Origin of the sequence: Pseudomonas resinovorans NBRC 106553 (assembly GCF_000412695.1) — a bacterium.
GTDB lineage: Bacteria > Pseudomonadota > Gammaproteobacteria > Pseudomonadales > Pseudomonadaceae > Metapseudomonas > Metapseudomonas resinovorans_A.
Map to the genome: position 1 here is coordinate 531,017 of NC_021499.1, position 19,083 is coordinate 550,099.

Sequence of the window (19,083 nt, forward strand, 5' to 3'; positions counted from 1 at the left end):
TTCGGCGGGCTTTCTCGTTTATTGGGCTGCTTGTGCGGGACTTCGCAGCCACGGCCCGTGCTTGTGTCGCCGGGCTGTGCAATCATATCGCCATCTCGATATTTCCCCGTCTTTCGAAATCCAGGATCAGAACCCGTGCGGCCCCGTGCGTCCTATCGCGTCAGCCACTTCCTGCCCCCCTTGCTGCTGGTGCTGGGCGGTGGCGTGGTGGGTTCGCTGACCGCGCTGAGCGATTTCTTCATCTCCCTGTTCAATGTGCTGCCGACGCTGCTCCTGCTCCTGGGCGGCGCCTTCTGCTCGGCCTACGGACGGGTGCGCCAGGTGGCGTTGCTGCTGGTGGTCTACCTGGCCTACTACCAGCTCGATACCCAGGTGGACTACTACCAGGCCGAGGGCGTGGTGCGGGAAGACGCCGGCTTGGTGTTCCACCTGGTCAGCCTGCTGCTGCCCATGCTCTACGGCCTGTACGGCTGCTGGGAAGAACGCACCCACCTGCTGCAGGACTTCGTCGCCCGTGGCGCGGTGCTGCTGGCGCTGCTCGGCGTGGTGGTGGCCCTGGGCAGCAGCTACCCGGATGCAGTGCTCGGCTTCATCGGCAAGGTCCACTGGTCCTGGCTGCACGGCAGCTGGATGCGCCTGGTCCAACTGGCCTACCTCGCCTTCGCCGCCGCCCTGGTGGCACTGATGCTGGTGTACTGGCGCCAACCGCGCCCCCAGCACGCCGCACAGCTGCTGGGCCTGCTCGGCGTGCTCTGGATGATGCCCAAGGTCTTCATGCTGCCCCATGCCCTGCATGTGATGAGCAGCATGGTGATGCTCGCGCTCACCGCCTCGGTGGCCCATGAGGCCTACCAGATGGCCTTCCGCGACGAACTCACCGGCCTGCCCGGTCGGCGTGCGCTCAACGAGCGGCTGCGGCGCCTCGGTCGCAACTACGTGCTGGCGATGACCGACGTCGACCACTTCAAGAAATTCAACGACACCTACGGCCACGACGTCGGCGACCAGGTGCTGCGCCTGGTCGCCAGTCGACTGCGCAAGGTGGGCGGCGGCGGCAAGGCGTATCGCTATGGCGGCGAGGAGTTCACCATCCTCTTCTCCGGCAAGACCATGGACGAATGCATGCCGCACCTGGAAGCCGTGCGCCAGGCCATCGAGCAGTACCAGATGCAGCTGCGCGACCAGGGCGCCCGGCCGAAGAACGACGACGCCGGACGCGCCAAGCGGGGCGCCGCCGGCGGCCAGTCGGTGTCGGTGACCATCAGCATCGGCGTCGCCGAACGGGACGCCGAACAGCGCACCCCGGAAGAAGTGATCAAGGCGGCCGACCAGGCCCTCTACAGCGCCAAGAGCGCCGGTCGCAACCGGGTGTTCCGGCACGGCGAGAATCGTCGGGGAGCGGTACGGGTGAAGCGAACTCCGGCTTGATACGGGAGCTTATGACGCTGCATTCAGCAGCGGCAGCGTCGTTGTGAGCGGGGCGGAGGCGCAGTAGGGTCGGTGGATCGAGCGCCACCCTTCAAGGAGAACCCGCCATGCCCGAATACAAGGCCCCCCTGCGCGACATCAGCTTCCTCATCGACGAAGTCTTCGACTACCCGGCCAGCTATGCGGCCCTCGGCGCCAGCGACGCCACCCCGGACATGGTGGCCGCCATCCTCGAAGAAGGCGCCAAGTTCTGCGAGCAGGTGCTCTCGCCCATCAACCGCTCGGGCGATGAAGAGGAATGCCAGTGGCGGGACGGCGTGGTCACCACCCCCACGGGCTTCAAGGAAGCCTTCGCCCAGTACGTCGAGGGCGGCTGGAACGGCCTGGCGGCGGACCCGACCTACGGCGGCCAGGGCCTGCCCCATTCCCTCGGGCTGATCATCAGCGAGATGGTGGCCTCGGCCAACCAGTCCTGGGCCATGTACCCGGGCCTGACCCACGGCGCCATGTCGGCCATCCACGCCCACGGCAGCGAAGAACAGAAGCAGACCTACCTGACCCGCCTCACGGAGGGCCGCTGGACCGGCACCATGTGCCTCACCGAGCCCCACTGCGGCACCGACCTCGGCATCATCAAGACCCGCGCCGTGCCCCAGGCCGACGGCAGCTATGCGATCTCCGGCACCAAGATCTTCATCTCCGCCGGCGAACACGACATGAGCGAGAACATCATCCACCTGGTACTGGCCAAGCTGCCCGACGCACCGGCCGGTACCAAGGGCATCTCACTGTTCATCGTGCCCAAGTTCCACCCCACGGCCGACGGCGTGGGCGAGCGCAACGCGGTGTCCTGCGGCTCCATCGAACACAAGATGGGCATCAAGGCCTCGGCCACCTGCGTGATGAACTTCGACGGCGCCACGGGCTACCTGATCGGCGAAGCCAACAAGGGCCTGAACTGCATGTTCACCATGATGAACCATGCCCGCCTCGGCACCGGCATGCAGGGCCTCTGCCTCGGCGAAGCCAGCTACCAGGGCGCCGTCCGCTACGCCAACGACCGCCTGCAGATGCGCGCCCTCACCGGGCCCAAGGCGCCGGACAAGGCCGCCGACCCGATCATCGTCCATCCCGACGTGCGCCGCATGCTGCTGACCATGAAGGCCTTCAACGAAGGCAACCGCGCCCTGGCCTACTTCACCGCCCAGCAGCTGGACATCGCCCACCGTAGCGACAGCGCCGAGCAACGCGAAGAGGCCGAGAACCTGCTGGCCTTCCTCACCCCCATCTGCAAGGCCTTCATGACCGAGTCCGGGCTGGAGGCCACCAACCTCGGCATGCAGGTGTTCGGCGGCCACGGCTACATCCGCGAGTGGGGCATGGAGCAACTGGTGCGCGACTGCCGCATCGCCCCCATCTACGAAGGCACCAACGGGATCCAGGCCCTCGACCTGCTCGGGCGCAAGGTGCTCGGCAGCCAGGGCAAGCTGTTGCGCGGCTTCACCAAGCTGATCCACAAGTTCTGCCAGGCCCAGGCCGAGCATCCGCGACTTGCCGCACAGGTGGCCGAGCTGGCGCGCCTCAACCAGCAGTGGGGCGAGTTGACCCAGAAACTCGGCATGGCCGCCATGAAGAACCCGGACGAAGTGGGCGCCGCCGCCCTGGACTACCTGATGTACTCGGGCTACATCACCCTGGCCTACTTCTGGCTGCGCATGGCCGTGGTGGCCGACGCCAGCCGGCAGGCGGGCGAGGGTGACAGCGCCTACTATCAGACCAAGCTGGCCACCTGCGACTTCTACTTCAAGCGCCTGCTGCCGCGTACCGAAGCCCACCGGCTGGCGGCCGAAGCGGGCAGCGATTGCCTGATGCAGCTGCCGGCGGAGCACTTCTCCCTGTAAGGCACCGATGGACGGTCCGAGGCCCGCCTGGCGCGGGCCTTTTCCATTGTGAAAGGGTGTGTGACTGATTGTGAATGTATGGTCACTAAATGACACTATGTCTCTAAAAAGTTGGTCATGTACACTCCCGGTCTATCCGTGAAACCGGCCCCCAGCGGCCACCTGTAAGTGATTGCGAGGTTCTGCACATGGCTGACTACAAAGCGCCCCTGCGCGATATGCGCTTCGTCCTCAACGAAGTCTTCGAGGTTGCCAAGCTCTGGGCGGAACTGCCGGCCCTGGCCGAAGTGGTCGACGCCGATACCGCCTCCGCCATCCTGGAAGAAGCCGGCAAGGTCACCGGTGGCGTGATCGCCCCGCTGAACCGCAGCGGCGACGAAGAAGGCTGCCAGTGGAAAGACGGTGCCGTGAGCACCCCGGCCGGTTTCCCCGAGGTCTACAAGACCTACGCCGAGGGCGGCTGGGTCGGCGTGGGCGGTGATCCCGTCTTCGGCGGCATGGGCATGCCCAAGGTCATCTCCGCCCAGGTGGAAGAGATGGTCAACGCGGCCAACCTGTCCTTCGGCCTCTACCCCATGCTGACCGCCGGAGCCTGCCTGTCGATCAACGCCCACGCCAGCGAAGAGCTGAAGGAAAAGTACCTGCCCAACATGTATGCGGGTGTCTGGGCCGGCTCCATGTGCCTGACCGAACCCCATGCCGGCACCGACCTCGGCATCATCCGCACCAAGGCCGAACCCCAGGCCGACGGCAGCTACAAGATCAGCGGCACCAAGATCTTCATCACCGGCGGCGAGCACGACCTGACCGAGAACATCATCCACCTGGTACTGGCCAAGCTGCCGGACGCCCCGGCTGGCCCGAAAGGCATCTCGCTGTTCCTGGTGCCCAAGGTGATGGTCAACGCCGACGGTTCCCTCGGCGAGGCCAACGCCGTGTCCTGCGGCTCCATCGAGCACAAGATGGGCATCAAGGCTTCCGCCACCTGCGTGATGAACTTCGACGGCGCCACCGGCTACATCGTCGATGCCCCGAACAAGGGCCTGGCCGCCATGTTCACCATGATGAACTACGAGCGTCTGGGCGTGGGCATCCAGGGCCTGGCCTCCGGCGAGCGTTCCTACCAGAGCGCCGTGGAGTACGCCCGCGAGCGTATCCAGAGCCGCGCCCCGACCGGCCCGGTGGCCAAGGAAAAAGCCGCCGACCCGATCATCCATCACCCGGACGTGCGTCGCATGCTGCTGACCATGAAGGCGGCCAACGAAGGCGGCCGTGCCTTCTCCAGCTACGTCGCCATGCAGCTGGACACCGCCAAGTTCAGCGAAGACCCCACCGTGCGCAAGCGCGCGGAAGAAATGGTCGCCCTGCTGACCCCGGTGGCCAAGGCCTTCCTCACCGACCTCGGCCTGGAAACCACCATCCACGGCCAGCAGGTCTTCGGCGGCCACGGCTTCATCCGCGAGTGGGGCCAGGAGCAGCTGGTGCGTGACGTGCGCATTACCCAGATCTACGAAGGCACCAACGGCATCCAGGCCCTCGACCTGATGGGTCGCAAGGTGGTGGGTAGCGGCGGCGCGTTCTACAAGCACTTCGCCGACGAGATCAAGGCCTTCGCCAACGGCGCGTCCGCCGAGCTGGCCGAGTTCACCGAGCCGCTGAAGGCCGCCGTCGCCAACCTCGACGAGTTGACCGCCTGGGTCCTGGACCGCGCGAAGAACAACCCCAACGAAATCGGCGCCGCCTCGGTGGAGTACCTCCACGTGTTCGGCTACACCGCCTACGCCTACATGTGGGCCCTGATGGCCCGCGCCGCGCTGGGCAAGGAAGGCCAGGACGACTTCTACGCCAGCAAGCTCGGCACCGCGCGCTTCTACTTCGCCCGCCTGCTGCCGCGCATCCACTCCCTGACCGCCTCGGTGAAGGCAGGCAGCGAGGCGCTCTACCTGCTGGACGCCGAGCAGTTCTGATCGGTACCCACTAAAAAGGCCCCGCATTCGCGGGGCTTTTTTTGTGCGCCAGGGAAATTTGCCGCTTCCATGTAGGTTGGGCCAAGCGCAGCGCGGCCCAACGGGAGGGTTGTTGGGCTTCGCGTAGCTCAGCCGCAACCTACGCTCTGCCCCCCTTGGCTGATCCGCTCGGCCGTCCCCACGGAAACGCGCTACGGCTGCAACGAATCCCCTAGCGTCGGATCGTCGATGAAGCGGTTGCGGTTGCCCTGGAGGAACTCGATCTGGTCATTGCGCGCGCGTTCCTCGTCGTCCACCGGGTCGAGGCGGTTCCACTGCTGGAACATCTGCAGCTGGCCGACGATGGGCAGGTCGTATTCGCTGTGCATGTAGAAGATCGCCCGGGCCACGTTGCCCTTGGCGGCGTCGCGGGGCTCCAGCAGTTGGTAGGCGGACTTGAGGTCGCAGTCGGCCAGTTTGCTCTGGCCGCCTTCGCCCACCGTGCCGAACAGCGCATTGCGCCGCGCCAGTTCGACGCGCGACTGTTCCGGATAGAGGTTGTGCAGGTCGGCCAGCATGTAGGGGAACTGCGCATTGCCGGCCTGGCACTGGCCGTCGGTGACGCAACGCAGGGCGCTCTTGATCTGCTTGGCGCTGTACACCGGACTGGCGCTGAGGCCGGCAGGAGTGCTGAAGGGCTTGCCGCAGTAAAGGGTGGTGCCGCCTCGGCCGTAGAGCTGTTGCCAGAAGGCCTGCTCGACCGCCGCCTTGGGATCGGCGAGACGATCCTGGCCACCGGCGAGGACGATGCTGGCGGCGCAGGCCGCCAGGCAGGAAAGGGCAAAAACGACTGGACGCATGGTCATGACCCTGGGACCGCCGTGTCGGGGGTTCTTGTAGGACAAAACGAGTCTAACAATAGCCCGGGGTCGCACCAAGCCCTACCGATCGCTTGCTTGGTTGAATCCGCTGGCGGCGATAAGGCAATCCCTGCTAATTGCCAAATCGTGTAAGCATTGGCTTACATGCGCTGGTGTCTATGGCTCCTTCCGGGCTCAGGTGAGCGGGATTAATCTTCACTCCATTGGACGTCGCGCAGGAAGCGCACTGCAAAACAGGGATACGCCGGATTTCCGCCAGGATGGCGGTTCGATCAGGGATGTCGGAATACAGTCTGCAAAACCTCGCTTCGGCGGGGTTTTTCTTTTTTGGCCGGCGCAAACGGCTACAGCAACATCTCCTTCTGCACCACCCCTTCCAGCAACGAGCGCAGCAGCTCCAGGGTTGCCTGCTGGCGTTGCGCATCGCGAAACACCAACCCCACCTTCAAGGGCACCCGTGGCTCGCTGAGGGGTTTCCACAGCAGGTGCTGGTTGGCATGCATCTGCCGCGCGCGACCGGGCAGCACCGTGGCCAGCCTGGTGTGCGGCAGGCTGTCGAGAATCCCCGCCATGTGGTTCAGCTCCGCCTGCACATGGGGGCGGCGGCCGAGCAGGGCGAGCTGTTCCTGCCAGATCTGCCGCACGCGGAATTCCTCGCCCAACAGCAGCATCGGCAACTCGGCGGCCTGGCCCAGGGACACCTTCTTGAACTCCTTCAGCGGATGTTCGTCCGGAATCACCAGCTGCAGTTCGTCCTCGTACAGCAGTTGGCTGTGCAGCCCAGGCTGGCGTGGCGGCAGGAAGCCGATGCCGATATCCAGGTTGCCGGTGAGCAGGCGCCGCTCGATATCCAGCCCGGACAGCTCGTAGATCTGCACCACCAGCTGTGGCTGCGCCTCGCGCAGGCGTTCCAGCAGCATGGGCACCAGCGCCGCGTTGACCGTCTGCAGCACGCCGATGGCCAGGCTGCGCGGTGACTGGCCACGGAAGCCGCGCAGGGCCTCGCGGGCGCGCTCCAGGCCATCCAGCAGGGGCAGGGCGTGGCTGTACAGGGTATGGGCGGCGAGGGTCGGCAGCAGGCGCTTGCCGCTGCGCTGGAACAGGCTGACGTCGAGGTTCTGCTCCAGCTGACGGATCTGCTGGGAAAGCGCCGGCTGCGACAGGCTCAGGCGCTCGGCGGCGCGGCCTACATGACCCTCCTCGTAGAGGGCGACGAAGTAACGAAGCTGTCGAAAATCCATAAGTTCTGCTTATCGAAAAAGTTGGAAAATCGAAATGGCTCCTGTCTCCCTAAGCCCATAGCCTATGCCGCGTAGAGACTGTTTCTAGCACTGGAGAGGGCCAATGTCCGCGTGGGTAGTGCAGGGTGTTTTCATAGGTAAAGCCGAAGATATCGGCGGTGGCTTGTCCAGCGCAATCGACAAGCGTCCGATTGACCACCGGCTCTGGCTCTGGCCCCAGGGGCTCGGCAGTGACGAGCAGGGCGACCCGCGTTTCCATGGCGGCCCCGAACGTGCCCTGCATCACTACCCCGCCGAACACTACGCCTACTGGCGCAAGCATTTCCCTCAGCTTGCGTGGAAGGCCCCGAGTTTCGGCGAGAACCTCTCCACCTGCGGGCTGACCGAGGAGCAGGTGTGTATCGGCGATATCTTCCGCTGGGGCCAGGCCTTCATCCAGGTCAGCCAGCCGCGCTCGCCCTGCTACCGCCTGAGCCGGCGCTGGGGAATCCCCGGCCTGCCCGAGCAGGTGCAGGAAAGCGGCCGCTGCGGCTGGTTCTACCGTGTGCTGCGCCCCGGCTTCGTCAGCGCCGATGACAGCCTGGAGCTGATCCAGCGCAGCTACCCCGGGCTGACCGTCGCCCACGCCGTGCAGAGCTTCTTCCACTCCCCGCTGGAACACGCCGGCCTGCAACAGTTGCGCGAATGCGCGGCGCTGTCCGCTCGCTGGCGCGATACCGCCGGCAAGCGCCTGGCGAGCGGCCAGCTGGAAGACTGGAGCTCCCGCCTGCAAGGCCTGCCGCTGGAGGGCATGCGTGCATGAACGACTACCGAATCCACCTGCGCCGCGACCAGGTGCTCATGGCCGAGATCAACGTCAGCCAGGCGCGCTACGTCGAGATGACCCGCGAGCTGCGCCAGCGCTTCCCTGCCGAAGACGGCTTCAGCCTGCACATCGAACGTCGCCGCGAGCTGCGCCGCATCCTCGAACAGGGCCCGGAAGGCCTGCGCCTGCTGGGCATCGAGTACCGCCATGAAGAGGTCCCCGAGCATGCGTGACCCCCTTGCCAGCCTGCGCCTGATGAAGACCGTCGAGCGCCCCGCGCAGCTCTTCGTGCGCGGCCAGGGTTCCTGGCTCTGGGACGCCGACGACCGCGCCTACCTGGACTTCACCCAGGGCTGGGCGGTCAACAGCCTCGGCCACAGCCCCAGCGTGGTGGTGGACGCCTTGAAACGACAGGCCGAAGCGGTGATCAACCCCGGCCCGGCCTACTACAACCGCGGCATGCTCAAGCTGGCCTCGCGGCTGTGCCAGGCCAGCGGCAGCGACCAGGTCTACTTCCTCAACAGCGGCGCCGAGGCCGTCGAGGGCGCCATCAAGCTGGCGCGCAAGTGGGGCCGGCTGCATCGCGGCGGCGCCCATCGCATCGTCACCGCCGGCAACAGCTTCCACGGTCGCAGCCTGGCCACCATGTCCGCCTCCGGCAAGCCGGCCTTCGCGGACCTGTTCGAGCCCAAGGTGCCGGGCTTCACCAAGGTGCCCTACAACGACCTCGATGCACTGGCCGCGGCGGTGGACGAGACGACCGTGGCGGTGCTGCTGGAACCGGTGCAGGGCGAGGCCGGCGTGATCCCCGCCACCCTGGACTACCTGCAGGGCGCCGAGCGCCTGTGCCGCGAGCGCGGCGTGCTGTTGATCCTCGACGAAGTACAGACCGGCATCGGCCGCTGCGGCACCCTGCTGGCCGAGGAGCTATACGGCATCCGCGCCGACATCATCACCCTCGGCAAGGGCCTGGGCGGCGGCGTGCCGCTCGCGGCGTTGCTCGCCCGTGGCAATGCCTGTTGCTTCGAGCCCGGCGAGCAGGGCGGTACCTACCATGGCAATGCGCTGATGACCGCCGCCGGGCTGGCGGTGCTCAATACCGTGCTGGAGCCGGGCTTCCTCGAGCAGGTCCGCGAGGTCGCCCAGCACCTGCGCGAAGGCCTGGCGCGGGTTTCCCGCCGCCATGGCCACGGCCCCCTGCGCGGCCATGGGCTGATGATCGGCCTGCCGCTGATCCAGCAGTCCGCGCCCCTGGTGGTGCGCCATGCCCTCGCCGAGGGGCTGCTTATCAACGCGCCGCAGCCCGGCTGCCTGCGTTTCACCCCGGCGCTGACGGTGAGCCACGCCAATGTCGATGAAATGCTCAAACGCTTGAACCGCGCGTTCGCCCTGGCCAAGAGCAAACCCCTGGAGATTGCCTGATATGCGCGTCGCCATCCTGCAGCACGTCCCCTTCGAAGGCCCCGGCCGCGTCAAGCAGTGGCTCGACCTGCGCGCCGCGCGGGCACGGACACACCTTCTGTATGCCGATGCGCGCCTGCCCGAGCCGGAAGACTTCGAGCTACTGATCGTCATGGGTGGCCCCATGAGCGTTCATGACGAGGCCGAACTGCCCTGGCTCAAGGCCGAGAAAGCGCTGATCCGCCAGGCCCTGGACGCCGGCAAGCGGGTACTCGGCATCTGCCTTGGCGGCCAGTTGCTGGCCGAGGTGCTGGGTGCCGAGGTGCGCAAGGGCGAGGTGGAAATCGGCTGGTGGCCCATGGAGAAACACGCCGGGGCGGAGCGTTCGCCACTGGGACGGATGCTGCCCCAACGGCTGTTGGCCATGCACTGGCACGGCGAGACCTTCGACCTGCCGCCGGGCGCCATTGCGCTCTACGGCTCGGCCGCTTGCGCCAACCAGGGTTTCGTCTGGGAGGAGCGCGCCATCGGCCTGCAGTGCCACCTGGAGGCCACGCCCGAGAGCATCGAGGCCATGCTCGACGCCTGCGCGGCGGACCTTGCGATGGAGGGATCGGTGGAGGACGCGGCGGCCATCCGCGACGGCTACCCCCATTGCAGTGCCCTGGCGCCGACCCTGTTCCGCTTGCTGGATTACCTCACCGGGCCCCATGCGGCACTGACCTGAGGACTCCAGGCGGCGCCGGCTCGCGTTGATGGGTTTCGCTTCGCTCTACCCATCCTACGGAAGAGCTGAACCACCTTTGTAGGATGGGTTGAGCTTGCGAAACCCATCGATTCGCGGTGATGGGTATCGCTCCGCTCAACCCATCCTACGGGGTCCTACCGAGGGTCAGACCAACGGCCGATACAGCTCCGCGCGCCGGTCCTGCAGGTAGGTGACGGCGGCGCGGGATTTCTCCAAGAGGTCGCGGCGCAGGTCGGCGAAGGCCAGGGTTTCCTCGCGGCCGCAGACGGCGGTGAGGCTGCCGTCCGGCGCGGAGACGCTGGACAACCCGCAGTAGCGGATCTCGCCCTCGGCACCGCAGTAGTTGGCGTAGGCCAGGTAGCACTGGTTCTCGAAGGCGCGGGCGCGCACCAGCACATCGCAGACGAAGTCGAAGGGCTCCATATTGGCCGTGGGCACCAGCACCGCATCGGCGCCTGCCAGGGCCAGTCGGCGGACGTTCTCGGGGAACTCCACGTCGTAGCAGATCAGCAGCCCCAGCTTCCAGCCATCCAGCTCCAGCAGCGGATACTCATCGCCGCCGGCGCTGAACATGCCGTGGTCCAGCTCGCCGAACAGGTGGGTCTTGCGGTAGTTGCCGACGCGCTGGCCGGTGGCGTCCACCAGCTGCACCGAGTTGAACAGCCCACCTTGCGCGGCGCGTTCCGGATAGCCGTAGACGATCGCGATGCCTTGCTCACGGGCGATCGCCGCCACCGCCTCGGCCCAGGCGCCATCGGCCGGCTGAGCGAGCCCGTCGACCGCCTCCAGGCCGATGTTGTAGCCGCTGAGGTACATCTCGGGCGTCACCAGCAACGCGGCGCCGCGCCGGGCCGCCTCGGCCGCCCGCAGGCCGAGGCGTTCGAGGTTGGCCGCAGGCTCCAGCGGCAGGGGCGGGCACTGGTAGAGGGCGATGCGCATGGGGCTCTCCTGGTTCAGTCCGGCAGGGCGATGGGGCCGAGTTCGGCGAACAGGTCGCCGGGGCCGGGGTTCTCGGCGGCGGTGCTGCCGCCGAAGTGCTTCATGATGCCCCAGACCGCGTTGAGCGAGGTCTGTACCGCGCCTTCCACCCAGGCCGGGGTCCAGGACACGTCGTCACCGGCGATGAACATGCCGCGCTGTTCGGCGGGCATGTCGTCCTGCATGAAGTGCGCGTACATCCGCTGGTTGTAGCGATAGTGGCCCGGCAGCGCGCCCTTGAAGGCGCCGAGGAAGTGCGGGTCGGACTCCCAGGAAATGGTGATGGGGTCGCCAATGATATGGCCGGCGATGTCCACCTCCGGGTAGATCTTCTTCAGCGCATCCAGGGCCAGCTTCACGCGCTTCTCCACCGGGTGCGGGAGCATCTTCAGGGCGTCGCTCATCCAGGAGTAGGACAGGCAGATCACCCCCGGCTTGTCGTCGCCGTTGTCGAACAGGTAGGTGCCACGGGTGAGACGGTCGGTCAGGGTCATGCTCAGGGTGTCGCGGCCGGTGACCGGGTCCTTGTCCTTCCAGAAGGGCCGGTCGACCATCACGAAGGTCTTCGACGACTGCATGTAGCGGGTGCGGTCCAGGGCCATCCAGAGCTTCTGCGAGAACAGCGATTCCTCGCACTCGATCTGGGTGGTCAGCAGCCAGGTCTGGCAGGTGGCGAGCACGGCCGCGTAGTGACGGGTATCGCCCCAGTTGTCGGTCACCGCCAGGGTGCCGTCGGTGGCGCGGGCGATGCGTTTGACGCCGGGGCGCGGCGCGCCGTTGTGCAGGGACGCCAGGCTGGTGCCGGCCGGCCAGTGCACGCAGCGTTCGGGCACGTGGCGCCAGATGCCCATGGGCACCTGCTGCACGCCGCCGACGATCAGGTGCTGGTTGTCGTCGCAGGCGGTCATCACCACGCGGAAGATTTCCAGCATCGAGTTGGGGAAGTCCGAGTCCCAGCCGCCGGTGCCGAAGCCCACCTGGCCGAACACCTCGCGGTGGTGGAAGGACAGCTTGGCGAAGGCCTTGGAACTGGCCACGAAGTCGTAGAAGGTGCGGTCGTCCCAGAGCGGCACCAGGGTGTCCCACAGCTCTTTCAGGCGCTTCACGTCGCGGTCGCGGATGGCCTGCTGGATGTCGCCGAAGCGGGCGCCGTCCTCCAGGGCGTCGGCCCAGGCATCGGCCACTTCCTGGAACAGCGCCGGCAGGTCGGAAATCTGCTCGGCGTAGTAGGTCTTGCCCTCGAGGTCGATCACCGTGCTGCCCGAGGCCGGGGTCAGCGGGTTGGGGAAGGGCCGGGTTTCCAGGCCGAGCATGTCCACGTAGTGGTAGAAGGCGGTGGAGGAGGCCGGGAAGCGCATGCCGCCCAGCTCGGCGATGATCCCGTCGGTGCCTTCGAAGGTCTGCGAACGCAGGCGTCCGCCCATCTTCGAGGCTTCGTACACCACGGGTTTCAGGCCCAGTTTCATCAGCTCGTAGGCCGCCACCAGGCCGGCGATGCCGGCGCCGACTATCGCCACTTCGGCGCCATGCTGCGCGGCGGGAATACTGCCGAGGCCGGCCGGATGCTGGATCCAGTCATCGAAGGCGAAGGGGAAGTCCGGGCCGAAGATGGTGATGGGTTTCTTGCCGTCGGCGGGGTGGCGATTGTTGTTGTTCATGCTGGACCTTGATGGCGTGTGGGAGAGCGGCCCGGTGGGCGCGATGGGGCCATTCTAGGGAGCGCCGATTTCGTCCATAAGACCAATAGTGTCGTCGTTTGGCAGTCGTTAACTACAAAATGACGTACAAAAGCTTCAATATGACGAAATCGACCTGAGCCGTTTCCTTCAAAGGTTAGTCAGCGGGGAGAAGTTGTCCGGGGTTGGACTCGTAGCCCGGATGCAATCCGGGAGCGGTGGGGTCAGGGTGCCGGCGCCGCCAGCGGCTGGCCTCGATCGAGCTTGCAGCTGAGGATGATGGAGGTGGTGGTCTTCTCCACGCCGTCCACGCTGCCGATCTGGTCCAGCAACTCGTCCAGGCGCTCGGGGGAGTCGGCGCGCAGCCAGGCCACGTAATCGAACTCGCCGCTCACGGCGCAGAGCACCTGCACTTCGGCCATGCCGGTCAGGCGCCGCAGGACGTCCTTGCCGCTGCGCGGCTTCACCGTGATCCCCACATAGGCCTGCAGGCCGCCATCGGCCACGCGCTGGCCCAGGCGCACGCCGTAGCCGGTGATGACCTGCGCCTTTTCCAGCCGCACCAGCCGCGAGGTCACCGTGGTGCGCGCAATACCCAGGCGGCGCGCCAGCATGGCCACGCTCTCGCGGGCGTTGATCTGCAGGGCGGCGAGCAGTTGGCGGTCGATTTCGTCGAGGGGCAGGTCGGACATGGACGGGCTCGGTGGGAGAGGTTGACGGCTGCGCAAGGCTACCTGAAGCCGACGGGTGGCGCCCACTGGTCGGCATCGCCATCAGGGCGTTCACGGCCGATCCAGACTCTAGTGGACATGGCCGGCACCGCGCCGACCCCATTCACTCGCACCAGGAGTGCCGCTGTCATGCGTACCCTCACTGCCTACCGCTGTACGCTGCTCGCCTCGCTGGTCTGCCTGCCCGTCTTCGCCGAAACCGTGGTACCGCTCCAGGGCCAGACCCAGCAACAGATCCAGCAGGACGTCGCCAATTGCCAGGCCCAGGCCGGCACGCCCACCACCAGTACTTCGTCGCACACCGGCGGCCGGGTGCGCGGCGCCGCCGCAGGCGCGATGGCGGGGGCGGCAGTGGGACAGGTGCGCGCCAACGATTACGACCGCATCGATGATGATCGCAAGCAGGATTACCGGCAGGAAAAGGCCAAGAACGCCGCGGTGGCCGGCGCCGTGGTCGGCGGCTCACGCCAACGCCAGGAGCGCCGGCAGGACCGCCGCACCAACGAACAGGCCAGCAGCAATGCCTCGGCGGCCTACACCAGCTGCCTGCAGCAGCGCGGTTACCAGGTGACGCCCTAGGCGTTCCCCCGCGCATGCTGTTCCAGCTGCGCTTGGAGATTCGGGTCGAGCTTGAGCTGGTAGGCCAGCTCGTCCAGGTAGGTGCGCTCGGCGGCCTGCTGGTCGTCCACCAGCATCACGCTGGCGAGGTACATCTCGGCGGCCATACCAGGGTTGCTCGCGGCCTGGGCGACTTCTGCGGCGTCCAGCGGGCGACGTACTTCGTCATCCAGCCACGCCTGCAGCTGCGGGTCGTCGGTATGCCGGGAGATCTCGGCGTAGATGGTCTGCTTTTCCTGCTCGTCGATACGCCCGTCGGCCTTGGCCGCGGCGATCAGTGCGCGAAGGATGGCCAGGCTGTGGTCCTGGGCCTCGGCGCCCTCCAGCTGGTCGACGGTGCGCAGCGCCTGTTGTGGCGCGGCGGGTTGCCGGCTTTGCCAGGCCTGGTACGCCTGGAAGGCCATCATGCCGAGGGAGGCCAGTGCCGCGTAGTTGGGCCCGCCGGAACGGCCCTGGCTGCCACCCATGGACGCGCCGCCCATGCCACCGCCCATACCGCCACCGAGGATGCCGCCGAGCAATCCGCCCAGGCCTCCCAGGCCGCCACCGCCGCCGCCACTGCCTCCACCCGCGAGTCCGCCCAGCAGGCCGCCGAGCCCGCCCAATGGGTCCTGCGACGCGCCGCCGCCTTGTTGCGACATCGAGCCCTGGCCGGCCCGTAGCAGTTGTTCGAGCAGATCACTGGTGTTCATGGCCTCGTCCTCGCCTGGTGGCCGTCAACCGGTCTGGCAACGATAGACCTGCCTTGGCGCCTCGACATGACCGTCGGGCGGCGGGGATTGTTGCGCGCCACGGAAAGGCGCTTTCAGCAAAGTCGTCTTTTTCCCGCGCCCTGTCTGGAGTCGAATGGGCACATCGGCCGACAGCGCACCAACAGTGGGTGCCAGGGCCTTCCCAGGCAAACAAGGAGTTCCATCATGAACCGCGCAATCACCACCGCCACCAGCCTGATGCTCGCCGTCCTGGCCAGTGGCAGTGTCTTCGCCGCCAAATCCGCCGACGCCGTGCCCTACAGCTACGGCATGCCGCTGGACGTCGCCCGGGTCATCTCCATCGACGAACCCAACTCGCTGAACTGCGAGACCGTGCAGGCGACGATGATCTACGTCGACACCAGCGGCGAACAGAAGTCCGTGACCTACCTGAAAGAATCCAGCGCCTGCGCCAACAGCTGAAGCGGGTGCGCGTCGGGCTCGTTCCCCGACCCCCCACCTAGCTGACCATCTCCGCCACGAACGCCTCGAACGAGGTCGCCGTGGTGTTCGCCGGTCGACGTCCCTCCAGGGATTTCACCAATCCCTCGTTGATGCCCCGGGCCAGCTCGGCATAGAGCCCGGCCAGGTCGGCGGAGAACCCCGCTTCCTGGAGGATTCCCGCCATCTCCCCGTAGGGCAGCTGCACATAGGGCAGGTCCGGCCGGCCCAGGCGCTCGCCGAGGATGCGCGTGGCCTCGCCATAGCTGATATCCCGCTGCCCCAGCAGTTCGCGGATTTGCAGCCCGTGCCAGCTCGGGTCGAGCAGCGCGGCGCTGGCGGCATCGGCGATGTCCTTCGAAGCGATCATCGGCAGCTGCATGTCCGCGCCCATGCCGTCGGCCACCAGGCCGTGCTGCTCGATCAGCTCCAGCGCCGGCAGCAGGTTCTCGAAGAAGGCGCCAGCGCGCAGGATCAACAGGTCGATGCCGGGCAGGGCGCGCAGCCGCCGTTCCTGCGCATGCATGCTGGCGATGGGGCCGTTGCCTGTGGCCAGCTCGGCGCCGACGCTGGAGAGCGCCACCACGCGGCGCACGCCGCTTCCCTGTATCGCCTGGACGATGGCCTCGCCCACGGCCGCCTGCTGGCCCAGGTAGTCGCTCACCGAGGGGTCATAGGGCAGCAGGCTGTAGATCGCCTCGGCGCCGCGAAAGGCCTCGGTCAGGTAGGCCCCATCGTTCGGCTCACCCACCAGCACCTCGGCGCCGGCCCGCCGCAGCGCGTCCAGGCGCTCGGCGGAACGGCCCAGCGCACGAACCGGCTCGCCGGCCTTCAACAGTGAATCGACGATGCGTTTACCGGTATGCCCGGTGGCGCCCATTACCGTGATCATCTCGTTCTCCTGCGGCGCTTGTCGGTGCGGCACATGCCTGAGCGCCTGGGGTCCAGTTTCCGGCGAATGGCCTGGACGGAAAATGATCTGGAGTCGATGCTTCATGATCGATCGTCCAGAGTTGCTGGACGACCAGTCTCTTGGCGCGAGGCTCGGCACATGGACCCGAATACCCCCTGGCAATCCCGCGACCCCCTGGGCGAGGCCCTGCACCTGTTGCGCATGAGCGGCACGCTCTATTGCGCGTCGGAGTTCACCGCGCCCTGGGGGCTGGGCCTGCCGCCGCTGGAAGACTGCCTGATGTTCCATGTGCTGACGGCCGGGGAGTGCTGGCTGGAGGTGAGCGGGCATGACCCCTTGCTGCTGCGCACTGGCGACCTGGCCCTGGTGCCCCATGGCCAGGGCCACAGCCTGCTGAGCGCGACGGACGTGGCGGCGGTGCCGCTGTTCGATCTGCCACGGGAGTGCCTGAGCGAGCGCTACGAGATCATTCGCCATGGCGGCGGCGGGGCGCCGGTGAGCCTGGTGTGCGGCGCGGTGCGTTTCGACCACCCGCTGGCACGGCAGCTGGTGCGCCTGCTGCCGTCGTTGCTGCACGTGGAGGCCGTCAACGCCGAGCATGCCGACTGGCTGCAGGGCACCCTGCGCTTCATGCGCGACGAGGCGCGGGCCATGCGGCCGGGTGGCGAGACCGTGGTGACGCGGCTGGCGGACATCCTGGTGATCCAGGCCATTCGCGCCTGGATCGCCCGCGACCCAGCGGCGCAGACCGGCTGGCTCGGCGCCCTGCAGGACCGCCAGATCGGCCGCGCCATCGGCCTGATCCACCGCGATCCGGCGCGGGACTGGAGCCTGGTATCCCTGGCCGAGGCGGCGGCCATGTCACGCTCGGCCTTCGCCGCGCGCTTCACCGCCCTGGTGGGGGAGCCGGCCATGCAGTACCTGACCCGCTGGCGCATGAACCTGGCGCTGGGCTGGTTGCAGGAAGGGGAGGTGGCCATCGCGGTGCTGGCCGAGCGCCTTGGCTACCAGTCGGAGGCGGCGTTCAGCCGGGCCTTCAAGCGTTGCCACGGCTATTCGCCAGGGGCGGTGCGGCGGGCAACGGGCTGAGCCGTCCCCACCGACCGCGGGGCGGCACTCAATTCATCTGCAGCTTTTTCAAGGCCTCGCAGCTCGGCGCGAACTGCCGGTCGCAGGCGCTCTGGAACAGCGCGCGGGCCTGGTAGGGGTCGCGCTTGAGGCCTTCGGCGCCCTGGGCGTACATGCCGCCGAGCACATGCTGGGCCATGGCATTGCCGGAGGCGGACGCCTGGTTGAGGTACTTGAACATGGCGCGCTGGTCGGCGAAGGCGGGGTCGGTACGGCCGGTGTAGAGGAAGGCCAGGCTGAAGGCGGACTGGGAATGGCCCTTGTCGGCGGCCTGCTTCCACCAGTACTCGGCCTGCTTGAGGTCCTTCTGCGGCTTGCCGGCGAAGTAGAGGCTGGCGAGCTGGTACTGGCTGTCGAGGTCGCCGCGCATGGCCTGCTGGCGAATCCGCTCGAACTCGCTGGTCTGTTGCTCCTGCTGGGTCGGTGCCGGAGCCTGGGGCTGCCCGGGAGCAGGTGGCGGGGTGGTGGCTTGCTGTTGCTGCTGGACGCAGGCTCCGAGCAGGACGAATGCGGCGATGCAGGACAGGCGCGCCAAGGCGCGGGGAATGGACATGGCGGGATGCTCTCTGGCGTAACTGGGAGCAGGGTAGTTCCATCCGACCGCCACGTCACTGCCTGGCTGGGCGCGCTGGGGCCGCAGCGCGGCCCCCGGACGGGCTCAGTCCCACTGCGGGGCGAAGTCCGGATTGGCCAGGCGTTCGCCCCGCTCCAGGGTGGCGATGGCCGCCATCTCGGCCTCGCTCAGCACCAGGTCGCTGGCTCGCTGGTTGCTCGCCAGGTTCTCGCGGCGGGTGGAGGAGGGGATCACCGCGAAGCCTTGCTGCAGCAGCCAGGCCAGGGTCACCTGGGCCGGGGTGGCGGAGTGGGCGGCGGCGATACCCTGGATCACCGGGTCCTGCATCACCTTGCCGTAGGCCAGCGGCATGTAGGCGGTGAGGTGGAGACCCTGCTCGTGGGCGAACTCCACCACCTGGCGGTTCTGCAGGAAGGGGTGGATCTCCACCTGGTTGGTGGCGATCTCCTGGGCGCCCACCGCCGCGATGGCCTCGCGCATCTGCCGGATGGTGAAGTTGGAGATGCCGATGCGCTGGGCCAGGCCACGCTGTCTGGCTTCGGCCAGGGCATTCATGTACTCGGCCACCGGAATGGTGTCGCCGGGGCTGGGCCAGTGGATCAGCGCCAGGTCCAGTCGCTCCAGGCCGAGCTTGGCCAGGCTCTCTTCGAGGCTTGGGATCAGGCGGCCGCCGCCCAGGTGCTCGGTCCAGACCTTGGTGGTGACGAACAGCTCCTCGCGGGGCACGCCGCTTTCGGCGATGGCGCGGCCCACTTCGGCTTCATTGCCGTAGATCTGCGCGGTGTCGATGTGCCGGTAACCCAGCTCCAGGCCGTTGCGGACCGAGTCGATGACCTGCTGGTCCTTGAGGCGGAAAGTGCCGAGGCCGAGGGCGGGAATGCTCATGGGATGTCTCCAGTTCGACTGAGGGGCGGTACCGTC

19 protein-coding genes are annotated in these 19,083 nt (G+C 67.3%); 10 read left to right on the top strand and 9 right to left on the bottom strand.

Features of this window, described 5'->3' with window-relative positions; genetic code table 11:
- Nucleotides 1-135: 135 nt before the first annotated feature.
- The 3 genes from PCA10_RS02365 to PCA10_RS02375 all read left to right on the top strand — a co-directional run bounded on the left by PCA10_RS02365 (nt 136) and on the right by PCA10_RS02375 (nt 5,296).
- A complete protein-coding gene (locus PCA10_RS02365) occupies nt 136-1,428 on the top strand; it encodes a GGDEF domain-containing protein (RefSeq protein ID WP_016490423.1) in 1,293 nt (430 codons plus the stop codon).
- Between the two features lie 107 nt (nt 1,429-1,535).
- Nucleotides 1,536-3,329, top strand: coding sequence for an acyl-CoA dehydrogenase C-terminal domain-containing protein (locus PCA10_RS02370; protein ID WP_016490424.1), 1,794 nt, complete (start codon nt 1,536-1,538; stop codon nt 3,327-3,329).
- A 188-nt stretch (nt 3,330-3,517) separates the two neighbouring features.
- Nucleotides 3,518-5,296: an acyl-CoA dehydrogenase C-terminal domain-containing protein gene (locus tag PCA10_RS02375; RefSeq protein WP_016490425.1), complete on the top strand. Its 1,779-nt coding sequence runs from the start codon at nt 3,518-3,520 to the stop codon at nt 5,294-5,296.
- Nucleotides 5,297-5,487: 191 nt separating this feature from the next.
- Here PCA10_RS02375 and PCA10_RS02380 read toward each other — a convergent pair whose 3' ends face one another.
- Nucleotides 5,488-6,135, bottom strand: a complete 648-nt coding sequence (locus tag PCA10_RS02380) for an endonuclease (protein WP_041770498.1) — start codon at nt 6,133-6,135, stop codon at nt 5,488-5,490.
- A 365-nt stretch (nt 6,136-6,500) separates the two neighbouring features.
- The gene (locus PCA10_RS02385; protein ID WP_016490427.1) at nt 6,501-7,397 is read right to left on the bottom strand and encodes a LysR family transcriptional regulator; all 897 of its coding nucleotides are present in this window, start codon (nt 7,395-7,397) and stop codon (nt 6,501-6,503) included.
- Nucleotides 7,398-7,500: 103 nt separating this feature from the next.
- On the opposite strand from PCA10_RS02385, the gene PCA10_RS02390 reads away from it, so the two are divergent.
- From PCA10_RS02390 to PCA10_RS02405, 4 genes are read left to right on the top strand one after another with little or no spacing between them, the layout of a single operon-like run.
- Nucleotides 7,501-8,199: an MOSC domain-containing protein gene (locus PCA10_RS02390; protein ID WP_016490428.1), complete on the top strand. Its 699-nt coding sequence runs from the start codon at nt 7,501-7,503 to the stop codon at nt 8,197-8,199.
- Nucleotides 8,196-8,435, top strand: coding sequence for a hypothetical protein (locus PCA10_RS02395; RefSeq protein ID WP_016490429.1), 240 nt, complete (start codon nt 8,196-8,198; stop codon nt 8,433-8,435). Before PCA10_RS02390 ends, PCA10_RS02395 begins: the two co-directional genes overlap by 4 nt.
- On the top strand, nt 8,428-9,624 hold the full coding sequence (locus PCA10_RS02400) for an acetylornithine transaminase (RefSeq protein ID WP_016490430.1): 1,197 nt from the start codon (nt 8,428-8,430) through the stop codon (nt 9,622-9,624). The genes PCA10_RS02395 and PCA10_RS02400 overlap by 8 nt, the downstream gene beginning before the upstream one ends.
- Before the next feature lies 1 nt (nt 9,625).
- Nucleotides 9,626-10,330 (top strand): type 1 glutamine amidotransferase, encoded by a 705-nt coding sequence (locus PCA10_RS02405; RefSeq protein ID WP_016490431.1) that lies wholly within the window; start codon nt 9,626-9,628, stop codon nt 10,328-10,330.
- Nucleotides 10,331-10,495: 165 nt separating this feature from the next.
- Here the strand turns inward: PCA10_RS02405 and PCA10_RS02410 are convergent, their stop codons facing one another.
- The 3 genes from PCA10_RS02410 to PCA10_RS02420 form a co-directional block, all read right to left on the bottom strand.
- Nucleotides 10,496-11,290, bottom strand: coding sequence for a carbon-nitrogen hydrolase family protein (locus tag PCA10_RS02410; protein ID WP_016490432.1), 795 nt, complete (start codon nt 11,288-11,290; stop codon nt 10,496-10,498).
- A gap of 14 nt (nt 11,291-11,304) precedes the next feature.
- Entirely contained in the window at nt 11,305-12,987 is a 1,683-nt protein-coding gene (locus PCA10_RS02415; protein WP_016490433.1) for a flavin monoamine oxidase family protein, read from the bottom strand.
- Between the two features lie 242 nt (nt 12,988-13,229).
- Entirely contained in the window at nt 13,230-13,697 is a 468-nt protein-coding gene (locus PCA10_RS02420) for an Lrp/AsnC family transcriptional regulator (protein ID WP_016490434.1), read from the bottom strand.
- A gap of 168 nt (nt 13,698-13,865) precedes the next feature.
- On the opposite strand from PCA10_RS02420, the gene PCA10_RS02425 reads away from it, so the two are divergent.
- On the top strand, nt 13,866-14,315 hold the full coding sequence (locus PCA10_RS02425; protein ID WP_016490435.1) for a hypothetical protein: 450 nt from the start codon (nt 13,866-13,868) through the stop codon (nt 14,313-14,315).
- On the opposite strand, the gene PCA10_RS02430 is transcribed toward PCA10_RS02425, so the two are convergent.
- On the bottom strand, nt 14,312-15,046 hold the full coding sequence (locus PCA10_RS02430; RefSeq protein ID WP_016490436.1) for a tellurite resistance TerB family protein: 735 nt from the start codon (nt 15,044-15,046) through the stop codon (nt 14,312-14,314). The genes PCA10_RS02425 and PCA10_RS02430 overlap by 4 nt on opposite strands.
- A 225-nt stretch (nt 15,047-15,271) precedes the next feature.
- Here PCA10_RS02430 and PCA10_RS02435 point away from each other — a divergent pair, with 225 nt between their 5' ends.
- Entirely contained in the window at nt 15,272-15,529 is a 258-nt protein-coding gene (locus tag PCA10_RS02435; RefSeq protein ID WP_016490437.1) for a DUF2790 domain-containing protein, read from the top strand.
- 37 nt (nt 15,530-15,566) lie between these two features.
- Here the strand turns inward: PCA10_RS02435 and PCA10_RS02440 are convergent, their stop codons facing one another.
- Nucleotides 15,567-16,439, bottom strand: coding sequence for an NmrA family NAD(P)-binding protein (locus PCA10_RS02440; RefSeq protein ID WP_016490438.1), 873 nt, complete (start codon nt 16,437-16,439; stop codon nt 15,567-15,569).
- A gap of 159 nt (nt 16,440-16,598) precedes the next feature.
- On the opposite strand from PCA10_RS02440, the gene PCA10_RS02445 reads away from it, so the two are divergent.
- Nucleotides 16,599-17,549: an AraC family transcriptional regulator gene (locus PCA10_RS02445; protein ID WP_016490439.1), complete on the top strand. Its 951-nt coding sequence runs from the start codon at nt 16,599-16,601 to the stop codon at nt 17,547-17,549.
- Nucleotides 17,550-17,577: 28 nt separating this feature from the next.
- On the opposite strand, the gene PCA10_RS02450 is transcribed toward PCA10_RS02445, so the two are convergent.
- Nucleotides 17,578-18,141, bottom strand: a complete 564-nt coding sequence (locus tag PCA10_RS02450) for a tetratricopeptide repeat protein (RefSeq protein ID WP_016490440.1) — start codon at nt 18,139-18,141, stop codon at nt 17,578-17,580.
- 105 nt (nt 18,142-18,246) lie between these two features.
- On the bottom strand, nt 18,247-19,047 hold the full coding sequence (gene dkgB, locus PCA10_RS02455; protein WP_016490441.1) for a 2,5-didehydrogluconate reductase DkgB: 801 nt from the start codon (nt 19,045-19,047) through the stop codon (nt 18,247-18,249).
- Nucleotides 19,048-19,083 lie beyond the last annotated feature (36 nt).